Genomic DNA, 15,462 nt, shown 5'->3' with positions numbered 1-15,462 from the left:
TATTCTTTGCTAAATCGCCTTGTATGACAATAGATCGCAATTATATTCGTAATTTCTCCATTGTAGCTCATATCGACCACGGAAAGTCGACTTTGGCTGATCGTTTAATTCAAATGACAGGTGGTCTTGAAACAAGGGAAATGAAAGAGCAAGTGCTCGATTCTATGGATATTGAGCGCGAACGCGGAATCACTATTAAAGCTCAAACAGTACGTCTACACTATAAAGCAAAAAATGGTGAAACTTATATCTTAAATCTTATTGATACACCTGGCCATGTTGATTTTGCTTACGAAGTATCGCGCTCATTGGCAGCTTGTGAAGGATCACTCTTAGTAGTGGATGCAAGTCAAGGAGTAGAAGCACAAACATTAGCGAATGTTTACCAAGCTATTGATAATTCTCATGAATTAGTTGTAGTGCTTAATAAAATAGACCTTCCAGCTGCAGAACCAGAGCGTGTGAAAGAGCAAATTGAAGATGTGATCGGTATTGATACGTCTAGGGCAGTCGAAATATCAGCGAAAACGGGTTTAGGTATTTCTGATGTTTTGGAAGAAATTATTACACAATTACCACCTCCACATACTGGCAATATTACAGATCCTTTAAAGGTGATGCTGGTTGACAGTTGGTACGATGCTTATCTCGGTGTTATCGTTCTGGTGCGAGTGATTGATGGTGTTTTAAAAAAAGGTCAGACCATTCGTATGATGGGGACAGGAGCAAAATATCCTGTTGAACGAGTTGGAGTGTTCACTCCAAAAATGATCTCAGTTGATGAATTAGGCCCAGGGGAGATTGGCTTTATAACAGCCTCTATAAAAGAGGTTGCTGACACACGAGTAGGGGATACTATTACTGAAGATCGCCGCCCTTGTAAAGACGTATTGCCTGGTTTTAAGCCTGCTCAACCCGTTGTTTTTTGTGGTATTTTTCCAGTTGATGCAGCCGATTTTGAAAATTTACGTACAGCTATGGGTAAATTACGTTTAAATGACGCAAGCTTTTCTTTTGAGATGGAAACGTCAGCTGCTTTAGGTTTCGGCTTTCGTTGTGGCTTCTTAGGTCTTTTACATCTTGAAATTATTCAAGAACGGTTAGAACGCGAATTTAATTTAGATTTAATTGCAACTGCACCTTCTGTTATTTATCGAATGAATATGAATGATGGTTCTGTTAAGGAATTACATAATCCAGCGGATATGCCTGATATTGTTAAAGTTATTTCTATTGAAGAACCATGGATTCGGGCAACGATTATGACGCCTGATAATTATCTCGGAGCTATTTTAGAACTTTGTCAAGAACGACGTGGGTTACAAACGGGTTTATCCTACGTTGGTACACGGTCTATGGTGACCTATGATTTACCTTTGAATGAAGTAATTTTTGATTTTTATGATCGTTTGAAGTCCATCTCAAAAGGATATGCTTCTTTTGATTATCAAGTAACTGATTATTCTGAAGGTGATTTGGTTAAAATGTCCATTTTGGTCAATGGAGAATCTATTGACGCATTATCAATGCTTGTGCACCGTAGCATAGCGGAAAAACGTGGCCGTTCTATGTGTGAAAAACTTAAAGATCTTATTCCTCAACACATGTTTCAAATCCCAATTCAAGCAGCAATTGGTGGTAAAATTATTGCTCGTGAGACAATTCGCGCTTTACGAAAAGACGTCACAGCGAAGTGTTATGGTGGTGATATTACCCGTAAACGTAAACTGCTTGAAAAGCAAAAAGCAGGTAAAAAACGGATGCGTCAATTTGGGAAAGTAGAAATTCCCCAATCGGCTTTTATTGAAGCACTTAAGATGAGTAAATAACTTTGTTTTTTCTTTTTTTAATTTCATTATCAATGAATAATTTTTAGGAAATGCTTTTAATCACGCAATAAATCATTAATTGATGTTTTTTCTCGTGTTTTTTTATCAACGCGCTTAACAATAATAGCACAATAAAGATTCGGACCCATTTCACCATTTGACAGTGGTTTCCCACAGCACGAACCTGGAACAACAACTGAGTAAGCAGGAACTTCACCGATAAAAACTTCACCTGTTGTACGATCAATAATTTTAGTGGACTTTCCAATAAAAACTCCCATGCCTAAAACAGCGCCTTCACGAATAATACAGCCCTCAACAATTTCAGAGCGTGCACCAATAAAACAATGATCTTCAATAATTGTTGGACCTTCCTGTAGTGGTTCTAAAACACCTCCAATACCTACACCACCAGACAAATGAACATACTGACCAATTTGTGCGCATGAACCAACAGACGCCCATGTATCAATCATCGTCCCTTCTCCAACATAAGCACCAACATTAACAAAAGAAGGCATTAATATCACATGAGGAGCAATATAAGCGGAATGACGTACAATTGCTCCTGGAACTGAACGAAAATTGGCTTTTTTAAAATCAACTTCTCGCCAACCAGAGAATTTTGAAGGTATTTTATCCCACCAATGCGATTCATTTGCACCACCAGAAATAATGCACATAGAGTGAAGTCGAAAGGACAAAAGAATAGCCTTTTTTAACCATTGATGAACATGCCATTGACCATTATCTTGACGTTGAGCTACACGAATCTCGCCTTTATCGAGCAGATTCAATATGTGTTCAACACTCTCGCGGATTTCACCCTTTGTAGCAGAGTTGATAGAATCTCGATTATTAAAAGCTCTTTCAATAATTTCTTCAAGTTGTATGAGACCAGCCATTACCAAAAACCCATTAAACAATCAAAAAAACCAAGATTTATTCTTGATGATTTAGGTTACGTGAAGAAATATGTGCAGTCAATAAAATGACTAAAAAAGAATACAAGATAACTCTCTCAGAGAAAATTATAGAAAATAGATCAGCTTAGCTTCTTGATGTACGTATACTTTCAAACTGCACTCAATAATATCAAACATCCGGTTTATTAAAAAAACCAATGCTTATAATTTAAATAACCTGTTTGCTAATTATGCTCCAAATTTATATCAATTATACCTTCGCTCTTTCAATATCTAGAAAATGTTTAAAGCAATTTTATCTTCATTGTGATCGATATTTCATAATACAGAACAGATAATGTAGACAATAATTATCGATTTAAATCGCATTGGCCCAATCCTTATTATTTCTATATCCTATATTTTTATGCATCTCTGTTTTTCTCCTAGATCCTAAAGAAAGCGTATCAATAGCATTTGTTGCAAATTAAACACATTTTGCAAAGAAAAACATTATTCTGCACCCTTGATACTATCGTTTTGATAAAAACGCGTAACTTAAAATTGTCTATATTAAATGATATGGTGAAAAATATTTTATTTTTTAGGTAGAAAACTTTGAGAGCAAACAGAGTTTAATGTCGGAATTTTTTAACAAAATGAGGACCATTCAGTAAAAAGTTAAGCTGTGAATCTAAGACAGCAAAAATTTCTAACCTTAGAGGAAATAGGATGTTAGTTTGTAATCAATATTCTTTCTGAAGAGGAGATTAAATGACAAACATTATATCTAAGCATATTTACTGTATCGCTTTTGCGCTACTTTTAGCGATGTTTGCGGTATTAACCCCAGCTTATGCTGATTCTGCTGCTAGCGGTATGGGGAATCTTGATACGGTTTTGCGAAATATTGTTTCGATGATGACAGGTACAACAGCGAAGCTTATTGCAACAATTTGTGTTGCAGCTGTGGGTATTGGTTGGATGTATGGTGTTATTGATTTACGCAAAGCAGCGTATTGTGTTCTTGGTATCGGTATTGTTTTTGGTGCTTCGGCTTTTGTTACATTATTAATGGGGAGTTCAACATAAATGAACGAAGATACTCTTTTTCTTGCTTGTACACGACCAGCGATGTTTGCAGGTGTTACCATAGAAGCAATGGCCTTGAATGTCATAGCAATATCTACTCTTTTTATCATTACAAGCAGTTTTTCAATGATCGGTCTTGGTGTTGGTTTACATTTTATCTTACGCGAAATCACAAAGCGCGATCATAATCAATTTCGTATTCTGTTCGTGTGGCTCAATACTCGAGGCAAACAAAAGAACCTAACAAGATGGGGTGGAGGATCTACATCTCCTCTTCGTCTTATTCGTACTTATAAGGAGCTAAAATAAGTGAGACAACTGTCAGTTATGAAACGGGAATCTCTACCTGAGGAATTTATTCCTTACGTCCGTCATGTCAATCACCATGTGATTGCATTAGACTCCCGTTGCTTAATGACAGTGATTTCTATTGAAGGAATAAATTTTGATACTGCAGATATCAGCCAATTAAATTCTTTACATACTCAATTAAACACGCTTTTGAAAAATATAGCCGATGAACGTGTCGCTTTATATTCTCACATCATTCGCCGACGCGAAAAAAATTACCCAGAGAGCCAATTTTCTTCATCTTTTGCAACAGCTTTAGATCGGCAATACAAACAAAAAATGATTTTGCAAGATCTTTATCGAAATGATCTGTTCCTTTCGGTTATCTGGAATCCTGCAGCAGATAAAACTGAACAGTTAGCTTCTTTTTTTCATCGCTTAACACAAGCAAAGAAGATGCAATCGGAACCAGATTCTGAAGCTATTCGGAAAATTGGCGAATTAAGTCAAGATCTTATACAAGGTCTGGAGTGTTATGGAGCACGGCTTTTGTCTACTTACGAATACAATGGCATTGTATTTTCTGAGCAAAGTGAATTTCTTCACCAATTGGTGGGAGGAAGACGTGAGCGCATACCCCTTACATTTGGTACTATTGCCTCAACGATTTATTCAGATCGTGTTATTTTCGGCAAAGAAATTATTGAAATTCGTCATGAAAGCAATGAGCGCTTTGTTGGTATGTTTGGATGGAAAGAATATCCTTCTAAAACACGTCCTGGCATGACAAATGGCTTGTTAACAGCGCCCTTCGAATTCATCTTAACGCAATCCTTTGTTTTTAAAAGTAAAGCCGTTGCCAGTGCTATTATGAGCCGTAAACAAAATCAAATGATTAATGTGGCTGATCGTGCCAGCTCACAAATTGACGGCCTCGATGAAGCCCTTGATGATTTAGAATCGAATCGTTTTGTTTTGGGAGAACATCATCTTTCTTTAGCTGTTTTTTCTGATCGTCCACAAGAATTGACAGAATATCTGTCGAAAGCGCGTTCGTATCTCACTAATGGTGGGGCTGTTATAGCCAGAGAAGATTTAGGATTAGAAGCAGCATGGTGGGCACAACTTCCTGGAAACTTTAGCTATCGAGCACGTTCTGGAGCTATTAGTAGCAGGAATTTCGCAGCATTATCCCCCTTCCATTCCTTTCCTATTGGTAAACTCAAGGGTAATATTTGGGGCTCTGCTGTCGCCTTATTACAAACACAAGCTGGCTCTCCTTATTATTTTAATTTTCATTTTGGTGATGTTGGTAATACCTTTGTTTGTGGTCCATCGGGATCTGGAAAAACAGTCATTGTTAATTTTCTTCTTGCACAATTACAAAAACATAACCCAACAATAGTCTTTTTTGATAAAGACCAAGGAGCAGAGATCTTTGTCCGTGCTGGAGGTGGTAAATATAAGCCTTTGAAAAATGGTCAACCTACCGGTATTGCCCCATTAAAAGGAATGGAATACACTGAAAAAAACAAACTCTTTCTTCAACACTGGGTCTTAAAACTAGTTACTACAGATGGCCAAACAGTAACAGAACAAGAGCGACAAGATATCGCTAGAGCGATCAATTCCTTAGAAAGTCTTCCTTTATCACAACGGTCTCTTAGTGCACTGCAACTGTTTTTTGATAATACTTCCACAGAAGGCATCGCCATACGCTTACAACGTTGGACCAAAGGTAATCCTTTAGGGTGGGTCTTTGATAATGATCACGATGATCTCAACTTAGATGCTCAATTCATAGGTTATGATATGACCGATTTCTTAGATAATGAAGAAATTCGTCGCCCTTTGATGATGTATCTGTTTAACCGCATTCTCGACCTTATTGATGGTCGGCGTATCATTATTGTTATCGATGAATTCTGGAAAGCTCTTGAAGATGATTCATTTAAAGCTTTTACTCAAGATCGTCTCAAAACAATTCGTAAACAAAATGGCATGATGCTCTTTGCAACACAAAGCCCCAAAGATGCTTTGAATTCAACAATCGCTCACACAATCATTGAGCAATGTCCTACCCAACTGTTTTTTCCAAATCAAAAAGCCAATTACAATGATTATGTTGAAAGCTTTAAACTCACTGAACGTGAATTTGAGCTAATCCAATCAGAATTAAGCAGGGAATCTCGTCGTTTTCTCATTAAACAAGGGCAAAGTTCCATTGTTGCAGAACTTAACTTACGTGGAATGGATAACGAAATTGCGGTCTTAAGCGGAACAAGCAGAAATGTTGAACTCGTAAACCAAATTATAGATGAATACGGAGCAAATCCCAATATATGGCTACCTATATTTTACAAAAGGAAACAAACCCAATGAAAAAATATCTGATTATGTTTTTATCATTAAGCTTTATCTCTCATGCAATATCACAATCGGGATCCACAGAAGTTGATTCATATTATCAAAGTGTCATACAACCAGAAACATCACTATCAGAAGATAGTCGGCGCACATCAGAAATAGCTGCATCTATTTATACTTCAGCAGTTGAAAATCAGAAAAAGATTCAAGAAATCAATAACAAACTTTTATCAACAACTCTTAAACCAGAAGAAAAAGAATCTCTTCAAACAGAGTTGGCTATTCTTCAAGCTAATCTTCAAGTAGATAATCTAAAACTTCAGGCTTCTTCTATTATGAAATCGGAAAATGCTCAATCAAAAGAACAAGAACGTGAAAAAGAAGAAAAGAAAAGTCAGGAAACTCTTCAAAAAACACTACAAGAGAAATTGGATCAAGCTAAAGCTAAGGTCAAGCATTAAATTGACTCCAGTTAGTCAAAAAGAAGAAAAGGAAGCTCTTCAAATGTAGTTGACTAATCTTCAAATGAATCCTCTCATTCAGGCTCTTTCTATTATTAAATGGAAATCATCAATCACAGAAAGAGTATAGAGAAAATGCAGAAAAAAATCATAAATTTATATTTATCAAACATTAAAAACAAATGTCAGATTCAGAATTTAAATTTAATCCATTCGAAACTGTTTCTTCGTATATTTTAACACCACTTAATCATGTGGTAGATACGACAGTCATTAGCTTATCTTCTGCTGTTGCAGCACCATTAAATCTTGCAGCCATTATTTTTATCTTTTTATATGGCTACAATGTCATGACTGGTCATGTTGCCCTTTCAATGCATAGTCTTCTTAATAATGTTATTAAAATCGTTGTTGTGACAACAATGGCAACTAATGCAGACGTATTTAATATTTATATAAAAGATATATTTTTTGGTAATTTAGCCAATGCTATTGGAAATGCGTTTAATAGCAGTCCAGTCGACTCTGATGTTTTTGATTATCTCTTGTTAATTACAAATACGCGTTATCAAGAGTTTCTAAATAATGCTTCATTTTTTAATAAAATTACGGTTGCACTGATTGGTGGTTTAATGTTTTTGGCAGTCATCTTTTTTTGTACAGTCGGTTTTATTATCCAAATGTTTGCAAAAATTACATTAATCATGGTGATAGGTCTTGGACCTCTTTTTATTAGTTTATATTTGTTCAATGTAACCCGCAGATATGCCGATGCATGGATTACAACATTAGTTAATTTTACAGTTTTGCAAGTTCTCGTAATGATGCTTGGGACAATGATGTGCAAAATTATGCTTTATGTTTTCGATGATTCATATAATTCAATCTATTTCTTGCTCCCCCCTGTTCTTGTCGTCTCAATAGTGGGCGTAGTTCTCTTCCAATCACTTCCCACCATTGCTTCTGCACTTTCTAGTGGAGGACCATATCATCATGCTGGGATGTCAGCAGGATCACAAATACTTTCAATGGCTTCTAGTGCCTTGAATTTTGCTGGAAGAGGTTTTAGTGCCGGTGGAAGTGCAGCAAGAGGTGCAGTTTCAGGAGGTTCTAGAGCTGCACAACAAGCTGCACAAGCTGCGCAAATGATGCAGGGAGGTGGACGTGGTTCGTTTTAATCTCAAATGTCTCTTCAATGCAGCTATAATCAATGCCTTCATATACGAGGTATTAACTGTATGCACAATCCATGCAAAGCTCTCTCAGCTTTTTCAAAAGATTCGTATTCATGCTTTCGTAAAATCATACACTGCAAAACACCAATATTTTATTTTTCAAAATATTTGCGAGTCCAAATGATGAAACTAAAAATCACTATCATTTTGATCCTTTTAATAACACTTACCAGTTGTGCTTCTTTAAAAAGTGGAGCCCGAAAACTTCCACACTGTAATGGACAGAATACTCGTATGCTCAATCAAGGTAAGTGGAACTGGAATCCTCATAACATCATCCACAATACGGCGATCAAGCCCATTACAACTCCTATTATTCTGAACACACAAGAAAATGAGGCACCAAAAGCTCATATTGGACTCCCTACATCTTCTGCAGACACAATAAACCATCAAACGCCTTCTTATAAAAATGCGGAGATCACGTATGAAAAGTGATGAATTTAAAGAATATATAAGAGAAGCGCGGTCATTTGATATTGACCGTATGCGTAGTGCGCGATTACAAATGAAAATTGCTGTAGCCTTGACCGTGCTTTTTGGATTGATGACAATCGCTTTAGCCTTAGCTGTAGTGGCATTGACACCCTTAAAAACCGTAGAGCCTTTTGTTATCCGTGTGGATAATTCTACAGGTATTGTCGATGTTGTCAGTGTTCTAAAAGAAGAACCCCAAAACTACGATGAAATAATAACGCGCTACTTCGCCAGCAAATATATTCGTGCACGCGAAGGTTTCCAACTATCAGAGACAGAAAATAATTTTCATATCGTTTCTCTTTTATCTTCCCTAGAAGAACAAAATCGCTTTGCCAAATGGTATTCTGGAAATAATCCAGACAGTCCGCAAAATATCTATAAAAATATGTCCGTGACAATCACAATAAAATCGATCTCTTTTTTAAGTAAAGATCTCATTCAAGTGCGTTACTATAAAACAATTAGAGACTCCAATGGAAAAGAAGATATTTTCCATTGGGTTTCAGTCTTAAATTTTTCTTACGTTAATGCACGCATTTCAGTAGAAGATCGCTTAATTAACCCGCTTGGCTTTCAAGTATCAGCATATAGATCTGATCCAGAGGTGGTCCAATGACTAGAGTCATAAAAATATTTTTTTTAACTCTCCTCGTTGCAATAAACTGTCATGCGTCTTTCTTATGGGCAGAAATTTCTCCCGTAAGTGCACACAAAGACAACCGAATTAGATTTATTAATTATGATCCACACAATGTCACAAAAATCATTGGATCTATTCGCTCTTCAGTACAGATTGAATTCGCTAATGATGAAAATATTGCCTATATTGGAATTGGCAATTCAGTTGCTTGGCAAGTAGCACCAGCTGGTCACTTTGTCTTTCTCAAACCGCGTGAAGTTCAGCCGATTACCAATCTACAAATCGTCACAACTCGTCAAGATGGAACAAAACGATCTTATCAATTTGAACTTCAAGTGCGTGAAGGTGATGTTTCCGTCGGTAATGACACATATTTCCTTGTCAAGTTTCGTTATCCAGAAGATGAAGCGTTGCGTAAACAATTAGCTGAACAAGCTAAAGCACAAAAAAATGAAGAAGAATTTGTCGATAATATCCTCAATATGCATGAACATTTTGGACCACGCAATTGGGCTTATATCGCTCAAGGTTCACCCCTCCTTGAACCAAGTTCAGTCTATGATAACGGTAAAACTACAACATTTACCTTTTTAGACAATAATGAAATCCCCGCAATTTATCTTGTCACACTTGATGGACAAGAAACTATCGTTCCAAAATCAATTAAAGGAAACCAGGTCATTGTTCACGCCATAGCCATGCAATTCACTTTGCGGCGTGGTAACGAAGTCCTGTGTATCTTTAATAAAGGGTTCATACCAAGAGGAATTAACCCAGAAACCGGTACAACATCACCTTCTGTCCAACGTGAAATAAACGTAGAGAAATAGCCATGAATAATGATGAATTGGACGAAATAAATCTTAATGACCGCGATGTAATAAAGGATGGTCAAGAAAAAAAAGAGGGCTTTAATTTAGGAAAAGCCATTGCTCTTCTTATTCTCTTTGGTGTCTGTATTTATTTAATATATGCAATCCTTTCAACTTCAAAAGACACAAAAAAACAGTCTATAGAATTGCCGAAAGAAGAAAGAAGCAGACAAACAGAGCTTTTCCAATCAATAAAACCAACAATAGCTCCTCTAGAGCTAGCTGATAAAAATACCCCCCTGCTGCCTAAGGTTGAAATACCAGCGCCAACAATCAATCAGCCAAAATCTGATCATAAATTATTAGAAGCAGCGCAACGTGCTCCCGTTTTAGCCTATTTTAATCCAAATCAGCAACAAGGTATTCCAGAAAATAATAGCGTTTCTCCTAACCAAAGCAACGATAGCTCGAATGAAACAACACAATCCTTTAATCAACTCCTCAAACCAACAAAGTTGGATGGTGTTCGTGCCTCAACACTCGGTAACCGAAATTACATCATTGCAATGGGAGCTTCTATCCCATGTATCTTAGAAACAGCAATCAGCAGTGAACAACAAGGATTTGTTAGCTGTATCGTTTCTAGAGATATTTTGTCAGACAATGGTCGTATCGTCTTGCTCGATAAAGGAACGCAAATCGTCGGCGAATATCGTGCCGGTTTAAAAAAAGGTCAATCGCGTCTCTTTATATTATGGAATAGAGCCAAAACACCAGATGGTATTATTATAACACTGTCTTCACCAGCAACAGATTTCTTAGGTCGATCGGGTGTTGATGGTGATATTGACAATCATTGGTTTGAACGACTTGGTTCTGCACTTCTTGTTTCAATCGTCAGAGATGGAACAAATTATTTAAATGACCAGCTAGATTCACTAAAAACACCAACAATACAAGAACAAACAACAGATACCGTGTCTTCAGAAAAACATACCCTTTCTGCAGGAACAGATATGGCAAAGATTATCGCAGGAAATTATACCCATATCCCTCCAACTTTGACAAAAAATCAGGGTGAAATGGTTAATGTTTTTGTTGCCCGCGATCTTGATTTCTCAACTGTATATAAATTAAAAATTGTTGAAAATAAGAAACAGATCATTCATCGTGCCTTTTCAGGAGACTTTCATAAAAATTCTACAGTGACATTAAAATGAAACAAAACTTCCAAAATGTAAGTGATGAAACCACTGCTATCGTTTTAACAAAACTCAAACCAATTGATAACTTTCTCAAAGATGAAAGTCTTTTCGAGATCGTTATTAATCGTCCCTATCAAGTCATGATTGAAGGAATTTCAGGGTGGAAAACAATAGAAGTACCAGAATTCTCCTTTAATGAACTCATGGGTATGGCTAAAGTGATCGCGGCCTATTCTAAGCAAAGTATTTCCGATAAAAACCCAATATTATCCGCTACTTTGCCAAATAATGAGCGTATTCAAATTGTTATGCCACCAGCTGTAAAAGAAACATTGATTAAACATTCTATAGAAAAAATTACACTATAAGGAGAGAATAATGAAAGAAATACTCTCAAATGAAGCAATAGCAACAGAAACAGAATTATCATCCAACCTGCCTTTACCTAGTCATTATACCTATCCCAATAGTCTTACACTAAAGAATAAATATGGTATAATAGATCATAAAGAGTTTACGGATAAATGTGCCCATGATTCAGCAAAAGCAACTATTAATTTGCGTCAAGAAGCACTACCAAAAGAATTTAATTCCTTCTATTTAAAATATCTTCACAAACGCTTATTTGAGAATACATTTGAATGGGCTGGGTGTACCCGCGATATTCCTTTTTCATTTAAAGATGGTACAGTCGCTGTTATGCCAGAAATGATGAGATCAAATTGGAAAACAGACCAACCAATTATTTTTGCAACTGGCAATAAAGTTCAAGATGGTTTAAAAAATATAGATAGAATACTTGTCGAAAAAAACAATTTACAAAACTTACCACGCCAAGAATTTATTCATCATCTAGCAGAAATATTTGCTTCTCTCAACTACACGCATCCTTTCAGAGAAGGCAATGGACGTACACAACGGATATTTTGCGAAAAACTTGCTCAAGCTGCAAATTATAATCTTGATTTTTCAATTGTAACAAAAGAGCGTATGTCTGAAGTTAGTATTGCAGCAGCGCAAGATGGCAATCTAGAACCTATGAAAAAGCTTTTTGATGATATTTCTGATCCTAAAAAAACGGTTATTTTAAAAGAATTCATAAGTAATACACAAAATCTTGATCAAGAGGATATTAATAACTGTATTATTGTAACAGCAGATGAAGGTGCAACTTATAGAGGAATTTATAAAGGTGAAAGCCCAAATAGCATTGTAATCAAAACGGGCAATACTTACGCCGTCTGTAGCAAAGATTATTTAGCACCAGAACAACTAAAAACATTAAAGCTTAATAATGAATACACCTTTACAATTCCAATGCAACAAAATCTTAAAAACACTCTCATTCCAAAAGAAAAATTTCCCTCTTTAACAAAGAGTGAAATAACTAAAAATATTATAACAGATACCCGTATCCAAGCTAAACTAAGGCAAATTACGCATTTATCAAAAATTGTTTATGGTAACCCCAAAATACTAAATGAACAGATCAAGATGATTACTAATAATCCAAAGGTAAGCAAACAGCTTTCCACACAAATTATGTCTTCTCCTAATTCTATTGCTAATCTTGCTGGTATAGAAATATTGGGTATAAAAAACTTGGCGCGTAAAAAAGCTGAAAATCATATTGTCAAACTCGCTAATTCAATTGACAGTTATGCGTCTGCTGTAAAAAATGTTGAGACAACAATAATTCAAGAGCACCAATCAGAACAAAAACGTCGTCAAACAACGGTAAAACTACCTAGTGCAGCATTACAAGACATTCTTAACTTACCAGAAGAAAAGCGGAAGGAATTTTTATCAGATAAAAAGTTATCTTCTTCGATTGGCAAAGAACTCAAGGAATTTATGAAAGCACTCAATGCTCGTCTTTCACCAAGCGAGCATAAAAATATCTATGAAAGTAATCATCAACAATTTGCTAAAAGTGTTGGCATCTCAGAAGATAAAGCAGCAGCAATCATAAAAGTTGCTCAAACATCTAAAGAAGTATCCCAACAAATAAAAACACCAGCATTGAATCTTGAAAAATAGTTATTGTATCAAGCTAAAAATATGTTCTTTATGTGCACATATATAAATATTTTGAAATTATCTTAATCCATATAGAGCGTTGTTAACACTACATTCAGATGTGTAAACTCTATAGAATCTTAGTATGATGTTTTCTATTAAAAATAATCACGGTAAGATTAAATATTACAAAAAAAACAGATTAATTACTTTTTTTCAGTTATTTTATTTTTTTACGCCATTGTGAAGGTCGTAACTCAGCCACTACAATCCCTATTATAATAAACAAACCACCCAATAAAGCTGAGGGAGATAAATACTCCCCAGCCAAACGCCCAATAATACCAGCCCATACAGGCTCACCAGCATAAATAACTGTTGCCCGAGTGGGTGAAACGGATTTCTGCGCCCAATTCATGGTTAATTGGATAACCGCACTCATTAATGCCAATCCCAAACCTACATTAAACCAAACCCACGAAAATTCAGGAATACTTTCACCCATTAAAGGCATAAAGCAAAATGCAAAGAGGCTACAAAAAAATAACTGTATAATTGTTATACGTCGGCTATCAACCTTATTTGCAAAAAATCCGATCAGTATAATTTCTCCAGCAATTGCTAAAGCTCCCAGCAAAGTAAAAATTTCACCTTTTGAAAAATGAATATCTCTGAAATTTTGTCCAGAAATTAGTATGAGTCCAACAAAAGCAAACACAATACCAATCCAACTACATAAATGGGGTAGCTTTCTAAAAAAAATCCATTGTAAAATTGGAACTATCGGAACATACATCGCAGTAATAAAAGCTGCCTGACTACTAATAATAGTTTGAAGCCCTGCCGTTTGAAAAGTATAGCCAAGAAATATTCCAAAACCTATAGCCATCCCAGCAAAAATTTCATAAACAGTTATATCTTTTATAGATCGCCAAAAAATCACTGTAATTATAAGTGTTGCAACAATAAAACGAAATCCTACAAAAAACAGAGGCCCACTATAACGTACCGCAATATGAATAATGAGAAACGTAATACCCCACAATACTGTCGCAAAAAACAATGCCAATTCTTGCTTACTAAATAGGAGATATCTCGATTGTTTCATTCTAGCTATAAAAGGCTTCATCTTCAAATTCATCCTATATTACTTACGAAACAATAAGCGTTCCCGCTCCATGTTCAGTAAAAAGTTCAAGCAAAATAGAATGAGGCGTTTTTCCATTCAAAATCACTACACCCTCTACACCTTCTTGAATAGCTTTAATACAAGTTTCTACTTTTGGAATCATACCTCCTGAAATTGTTCCATCTTTGATAAGTTTTTTAGCTTTAGAAATGGTCAATTCCTTTAAGAGTTTCTTTTCTTTATCCAAAACACCAGAAACATCCGTTAAAAATAAAAGACGTTTTGCTTTTACAGCACCAGCAATTGCTCCAGCAAAAATATCAGCATTAATATTATAAGTTTTGCCATCTCGTCCTGGAGCAACAGGAGCAATAACCGGAATCATTTCAGAACATGCTAAAAGATCAAGCAATGTTCGATCAATTTCAACAGGTTCACCAACAAATCCTAAATCTACAATACGTTCAATATGTGAATCAGGATCAATTACAGTCTTATAAGACTTTTCAGCAAAAACCATATTACCATCTTTACCACAAAGTCCAATTGCCCATTCACCCTCAGCATTGATAAGGGCTACGATTTTCTTATTTATTGAGCCCGCTAAAACCATTTCAACGACTTCAACAATTTTTTCATCAGTTACACGTAAACCATCTTCAAATCGTGATTCAACCCCCATTTTAGTTAAGATTTCAGCAATTTGAGGACCTCCACCATGAACAACAATAGGATTAATGCCGGACTGTTTTAACAAAGCAATATCACGAGCAAAAGCTTGTCCTAAAGCAGGATCGCCCATAGCATTCCCACCATACTTCACAACAATTGTTTCATTTTCATACTTTTGCATATAAGGTAAAGCAGATGATAAAAACGCTGCTTGTTTTTCAAAAGCTTTTTCATCATTTTTTTTGATATTACCCATCAAAGAGTCTCCGCATCATTTCTACCTTTTATTAATGGAGTTTCGGAAAAGTGAAAACAAGTTTTAACT

14 protein-coding genes and 1 pseudogene are annotated in these 15,462 nt (G+C 35.8%); 12 read left to right on the top strand and 3 right to left on the bottom strand.

What is annotated here, in order from left to right; translation table 11 throughout:
- Window positions 1-23 precede the first annotated feature (23 nt).
- Window positions 24-1,829: a translation elongation factor 4 gene (gene lepA / locus B11cv2_RS06870; RefSeq protein WP_100693876.1), complete on the top strand. Its 1,806-nt coding sequence runs from the start codon at window positions 24-26 to the stop codon at window positions 1,827-1,829.
- Window positions 1,830-1,885: 56 nt separating this feature from the next.
- On the opposite strand, the gene dapD is transcribed toward lepA, so the two are convergent.
- Window positions 1,886-2,734 (bottom strand): 2,3,4,5-tetrahydropyridine-2,6-dicarboxylate N-succinyltransferase, encoded by an 849-nt coding sequence (dapD, locus tag B11cv2_RS06865; RefSeq protein ID WP_100693875.1) that lies wholly within the window; start codon window positions 2,732-2,734, stop codon window positions 1,886-1,888.
- 774 nt (window positions 2,735-3,508) lie between these two features.
- Between dapD and B11cv2_RS06860 the strand changes: the two genes are divergently transcribed.
- The 11 genes and pseudogenes from B11cv2_RS06860 to B11cv2_RS06810 all read left to right on the top strand — a co-directional run bounded on the left by B11cv2_RS06860 (window position 3,509) and on the right by B11cv2_RS06810 (window position 13,357).
- Window positions 3,509-3,826 (top strand): TrbC/VirB2 family protein, encoded by a 318-nt coding sequence (locus B11cv2_RS06860; RefSeq protein WP_100693344.1) that lies wholly within the window; start codon window positions 3,509-3,511, stop codon window positions 3,824-3,826.
- Window positions 3,827-4,135: a type IV secretion system protein VirB3 gene (locus tag B11cv2_RS06855; RefSeq protein ID WP_100693345.1), complete on the top strand. Its 309-nt coding sequence runs from the start codon at window positions 3,827-3,829 to the stop codon at window positions 4,133-4,135.
- A 9-nt stretch (window positions 4,136-4,144) separates the two neighbouring features.
- The gene (locus B11cv2_RS06850) at window positions 4,145-6,499 is read left to right on the top strand and encodes a VirB4 family type IV secretion/conjugal transfer ATPase (RefSeq protein WP_100693950.1); all 2,355 of its coding nucleotides are present in this window, start codon (window positions 4,145-4,147) and stop codon (window positions 6,497-6,499) included.
- Window positions 6,496-6,945: a type IV secretion system protein VirB5 gene (locus tag B11cv2_RS06845; protein ID WP_199570330.1), complete on the top strand. Its 450-nt coding sequence runs from the start codon at window positions 6,496-6,498 to the stop codon at window positions 6,943-6,945. The genes B11cv2_RS06850 and B11cv2_RS06845 overlap by 4 nt, the downstream gene beginning before the upstream one ends.
- Before the next feature lie 182 nt (window positions 6,946-7,127).
- Window positions 7,128-8,123 (top strand): type IV secretion system protein, encoded by a 996-nt coding sequence (locus tag B11cv2_RS06840; RefSeq protein ID WP_100693874.1) that lies wholly within the window; start codon window positions 7,128-7,130, stop codon window positions 8,121-8,123.
- A gap of 177 nt (window positions 8,124-8,300) precedes the next feature.
- Window positions 8,301-8,618 (top strand): conjugal transfer protein TraJ, encoded by a 318-nt coding sequence (locus B11cv2_RS06835; protein ID WP_371410313.1) that lies wholly within the window; start codon window positions 8,301-8,303, stop codon window positions 8,616-8,618.
- Entirely contained in the window at window positions 8,608-9,276 is a 669-nt protein-coding gene (locus B11cv2_RS06830) for a virB8 family protein (RefSeq protein ID WP_100693349.1), read from the top strand. The genes B11cv2_RS06835 and B11cv2_RS06830 overlap by 11 nt, the downstream gene beginning before the upstream one ends.
- On the top strand, window positions 9,273-10,130 hold the full coding sequence (gene virB9, locus B11cv2_RS06825; RefSeq protein WP_100693350.1) for a P-type conjugative transfer protein VirB9: 858 nt from the start codon (window positions 9,273-9,275) through the stop codon (window positions 10,128-10,130). The genes B11cv2_RS06830 and virB9 overlap by 4 nt, the downstream gene beginning before the upstream one ends.
- Window positions 10,131-10,132: 2 nt before the next feature.
- The gene (gene virB10, locus B11cv2_RS06820; RefSeq protein ID WP_100693351.1) at window positions 10,133-11,332 is read left to right on the top strand and encodes a type IV secretion system protein VirB10; all 1,200 of its coding nucleotides are present in this window, start codon (window positions 10,133-10,135) and stop codon (window positions 11,330-11,332) included.
- A pseudogene (locus B11cv2_RS06815) lies at window positions 11,329-11,673 on the top strand (ATPase, T2SS/T4P/T4SS family); the annotation flags it as partial. The gene virB10 and the pseudogene B11cv2_RS06815, both read left to right, overlap by 4 nt.
- A gap of 22 nt (window positions 11,674-11,695) precedes the next feature.
- Window positions 11,696-13,357: a BID domain-containing T4SS effector gene (locus B11cv2_RS06810; RefSeq protein ID WP_100693873.1), complete on the top strand. Its 1,662-nt coding sequence runs from the start codon at window positions 11,696-11,698 to the stop codon at window positions 13,355-13,357.
- A gap of 199 nt (window positions 13,358-13,556) precedes the next feature.
- Here B11cv2_RS06810 and B11cv2_RS06805 read toward each other — a convergent pair whose 3' ends face one another.
- Both B11cv2_RS06805 and argB read right to left on the bottom strand, forming a co-directional pair.
- The gene (locus tag B11cv2_RS06805; RefSeq protein ID WP_199570329.1) at window positions 13,557-14,465 is read right to left on the bottom strand and encodes a DMT family transporter; all 909 of its coding nucleotides are present in this window, start codon (window positions 14,463-14,465) and stop codon (window positions 13,557-13,559) included.
- 22 nt (window positions 14,466-14,487) lie between these two features.
- Window positions 14,488-15,393: an acetylglutamate kinase gene (gene argB, locus B11cv2_RS06800; protein WP_100693872.1), complete on the bottom strand. Its 906-nt coding sequence runs from the start codon at window positions 15,391-15,393 to the stop codon at window positions 14,488-14,490.
- Window positions 15,394-15,462 lie beyond the last annotated feature (69 nt).

The sequence above is a fragment of the Bartonella sp. 1-1C genome (assembly GCF_002810325.1).
Classification (GTDB): domain Bacteria; phylum Pseudomonadota; class Alphaproteobacteria; order Rhizobiales; family Rhizobiaceae; genus Bartonella; species Bartonella rochalimae.
The sequence above is the reverse complement of the archived record's forward strand: the minus strand, read 5'-3'. Positions and strand labels throughout refer to the sequence as shown.

Coding starts and splice junctions, on each gene's coding strand:
- lepA (WP_100693876.1), top strand. CDS start 24: ATGACAATAGATCGCAATTATATTCGTAATTTCTCCATTGTAGCTCAT.
- dapD (WP_100693875.1), bottom strand. CDS start 2,734: ATGGCTGGTCTCATACAACTTGAAGAAATTATTGAAAGAGCTTTTAAT.
- B11cv2_RS06860 (WP_100693344.1), top strand. CDS start 3,509: ATGACAAACATTATATCTAAGCATATTTACTGTATCGCTTTTGCGCTA.
- B11cv2_RS06855 (WP_100693345.1), top strand. CDS start 3,827: ATGAACGAAGATACTCTTTTTCTTGCTTGTACACGACCAGCGATGTTT.
- B11cv2_RS06845 (WP_199570330.1), top strand. CDS start 6,496: ATGAAAAAATATCTGATTATGTTTTTATCATTAAGCTTTATCTCTCAT.
- B11cv2_RS06840 (WP_100693874.1), top strand. CDS start 7,128: ATGTCAGATTCAGAATTTAAATTTAATCCATTCGAAACTGTTTCTTCG.
- B11cv2_RS06835 (WP_371410313.1), top strand. CDS start 8,301: ATGATGAAACTAAAAATCACTATCATTTTGATCCTTTTAATAACACTT.
- B11cv2_RS06830 (WP_100693349.1), top strand. CDS start 8,608: ATGAAAAGTGATGAATTTAAAGAATATATAAGAGAAGCGCGGTCATTT.
- virB9 (WP_100693350.1), top strand. CDS start 9,273: ATGACTAGAGTCATAAAAATATTTTTTTTAACTCTCCTCGTTGCAATA.
- virB10 (WP_100693351.1), top strand. CDS start 10,133: ATGAATAATGATGAATTGGACGAAATAAATCTTAATGACCGCGATGTA.
- B11cv2_RS06810 (WP_100693873.1), top strand. CDS start 11,696: ATGAAAGAAATACTCTCAAATGAAGCAATAGCAACAGAAACAGAATTA.
- B11cv2_RS06805 (WP_199570329.1), bottom strand. CDS start 14,465: ATGAAGCCTTTTATAGCTAGAATGAAACAATCGAGATATCTCCTATTT.
- argB (WP_100693872.1), bottom strand. CDS start 15,393: ATGGGTAATATCAAAAAAAATGATGAAAAAGCTTTTGAAAAACAAGCA.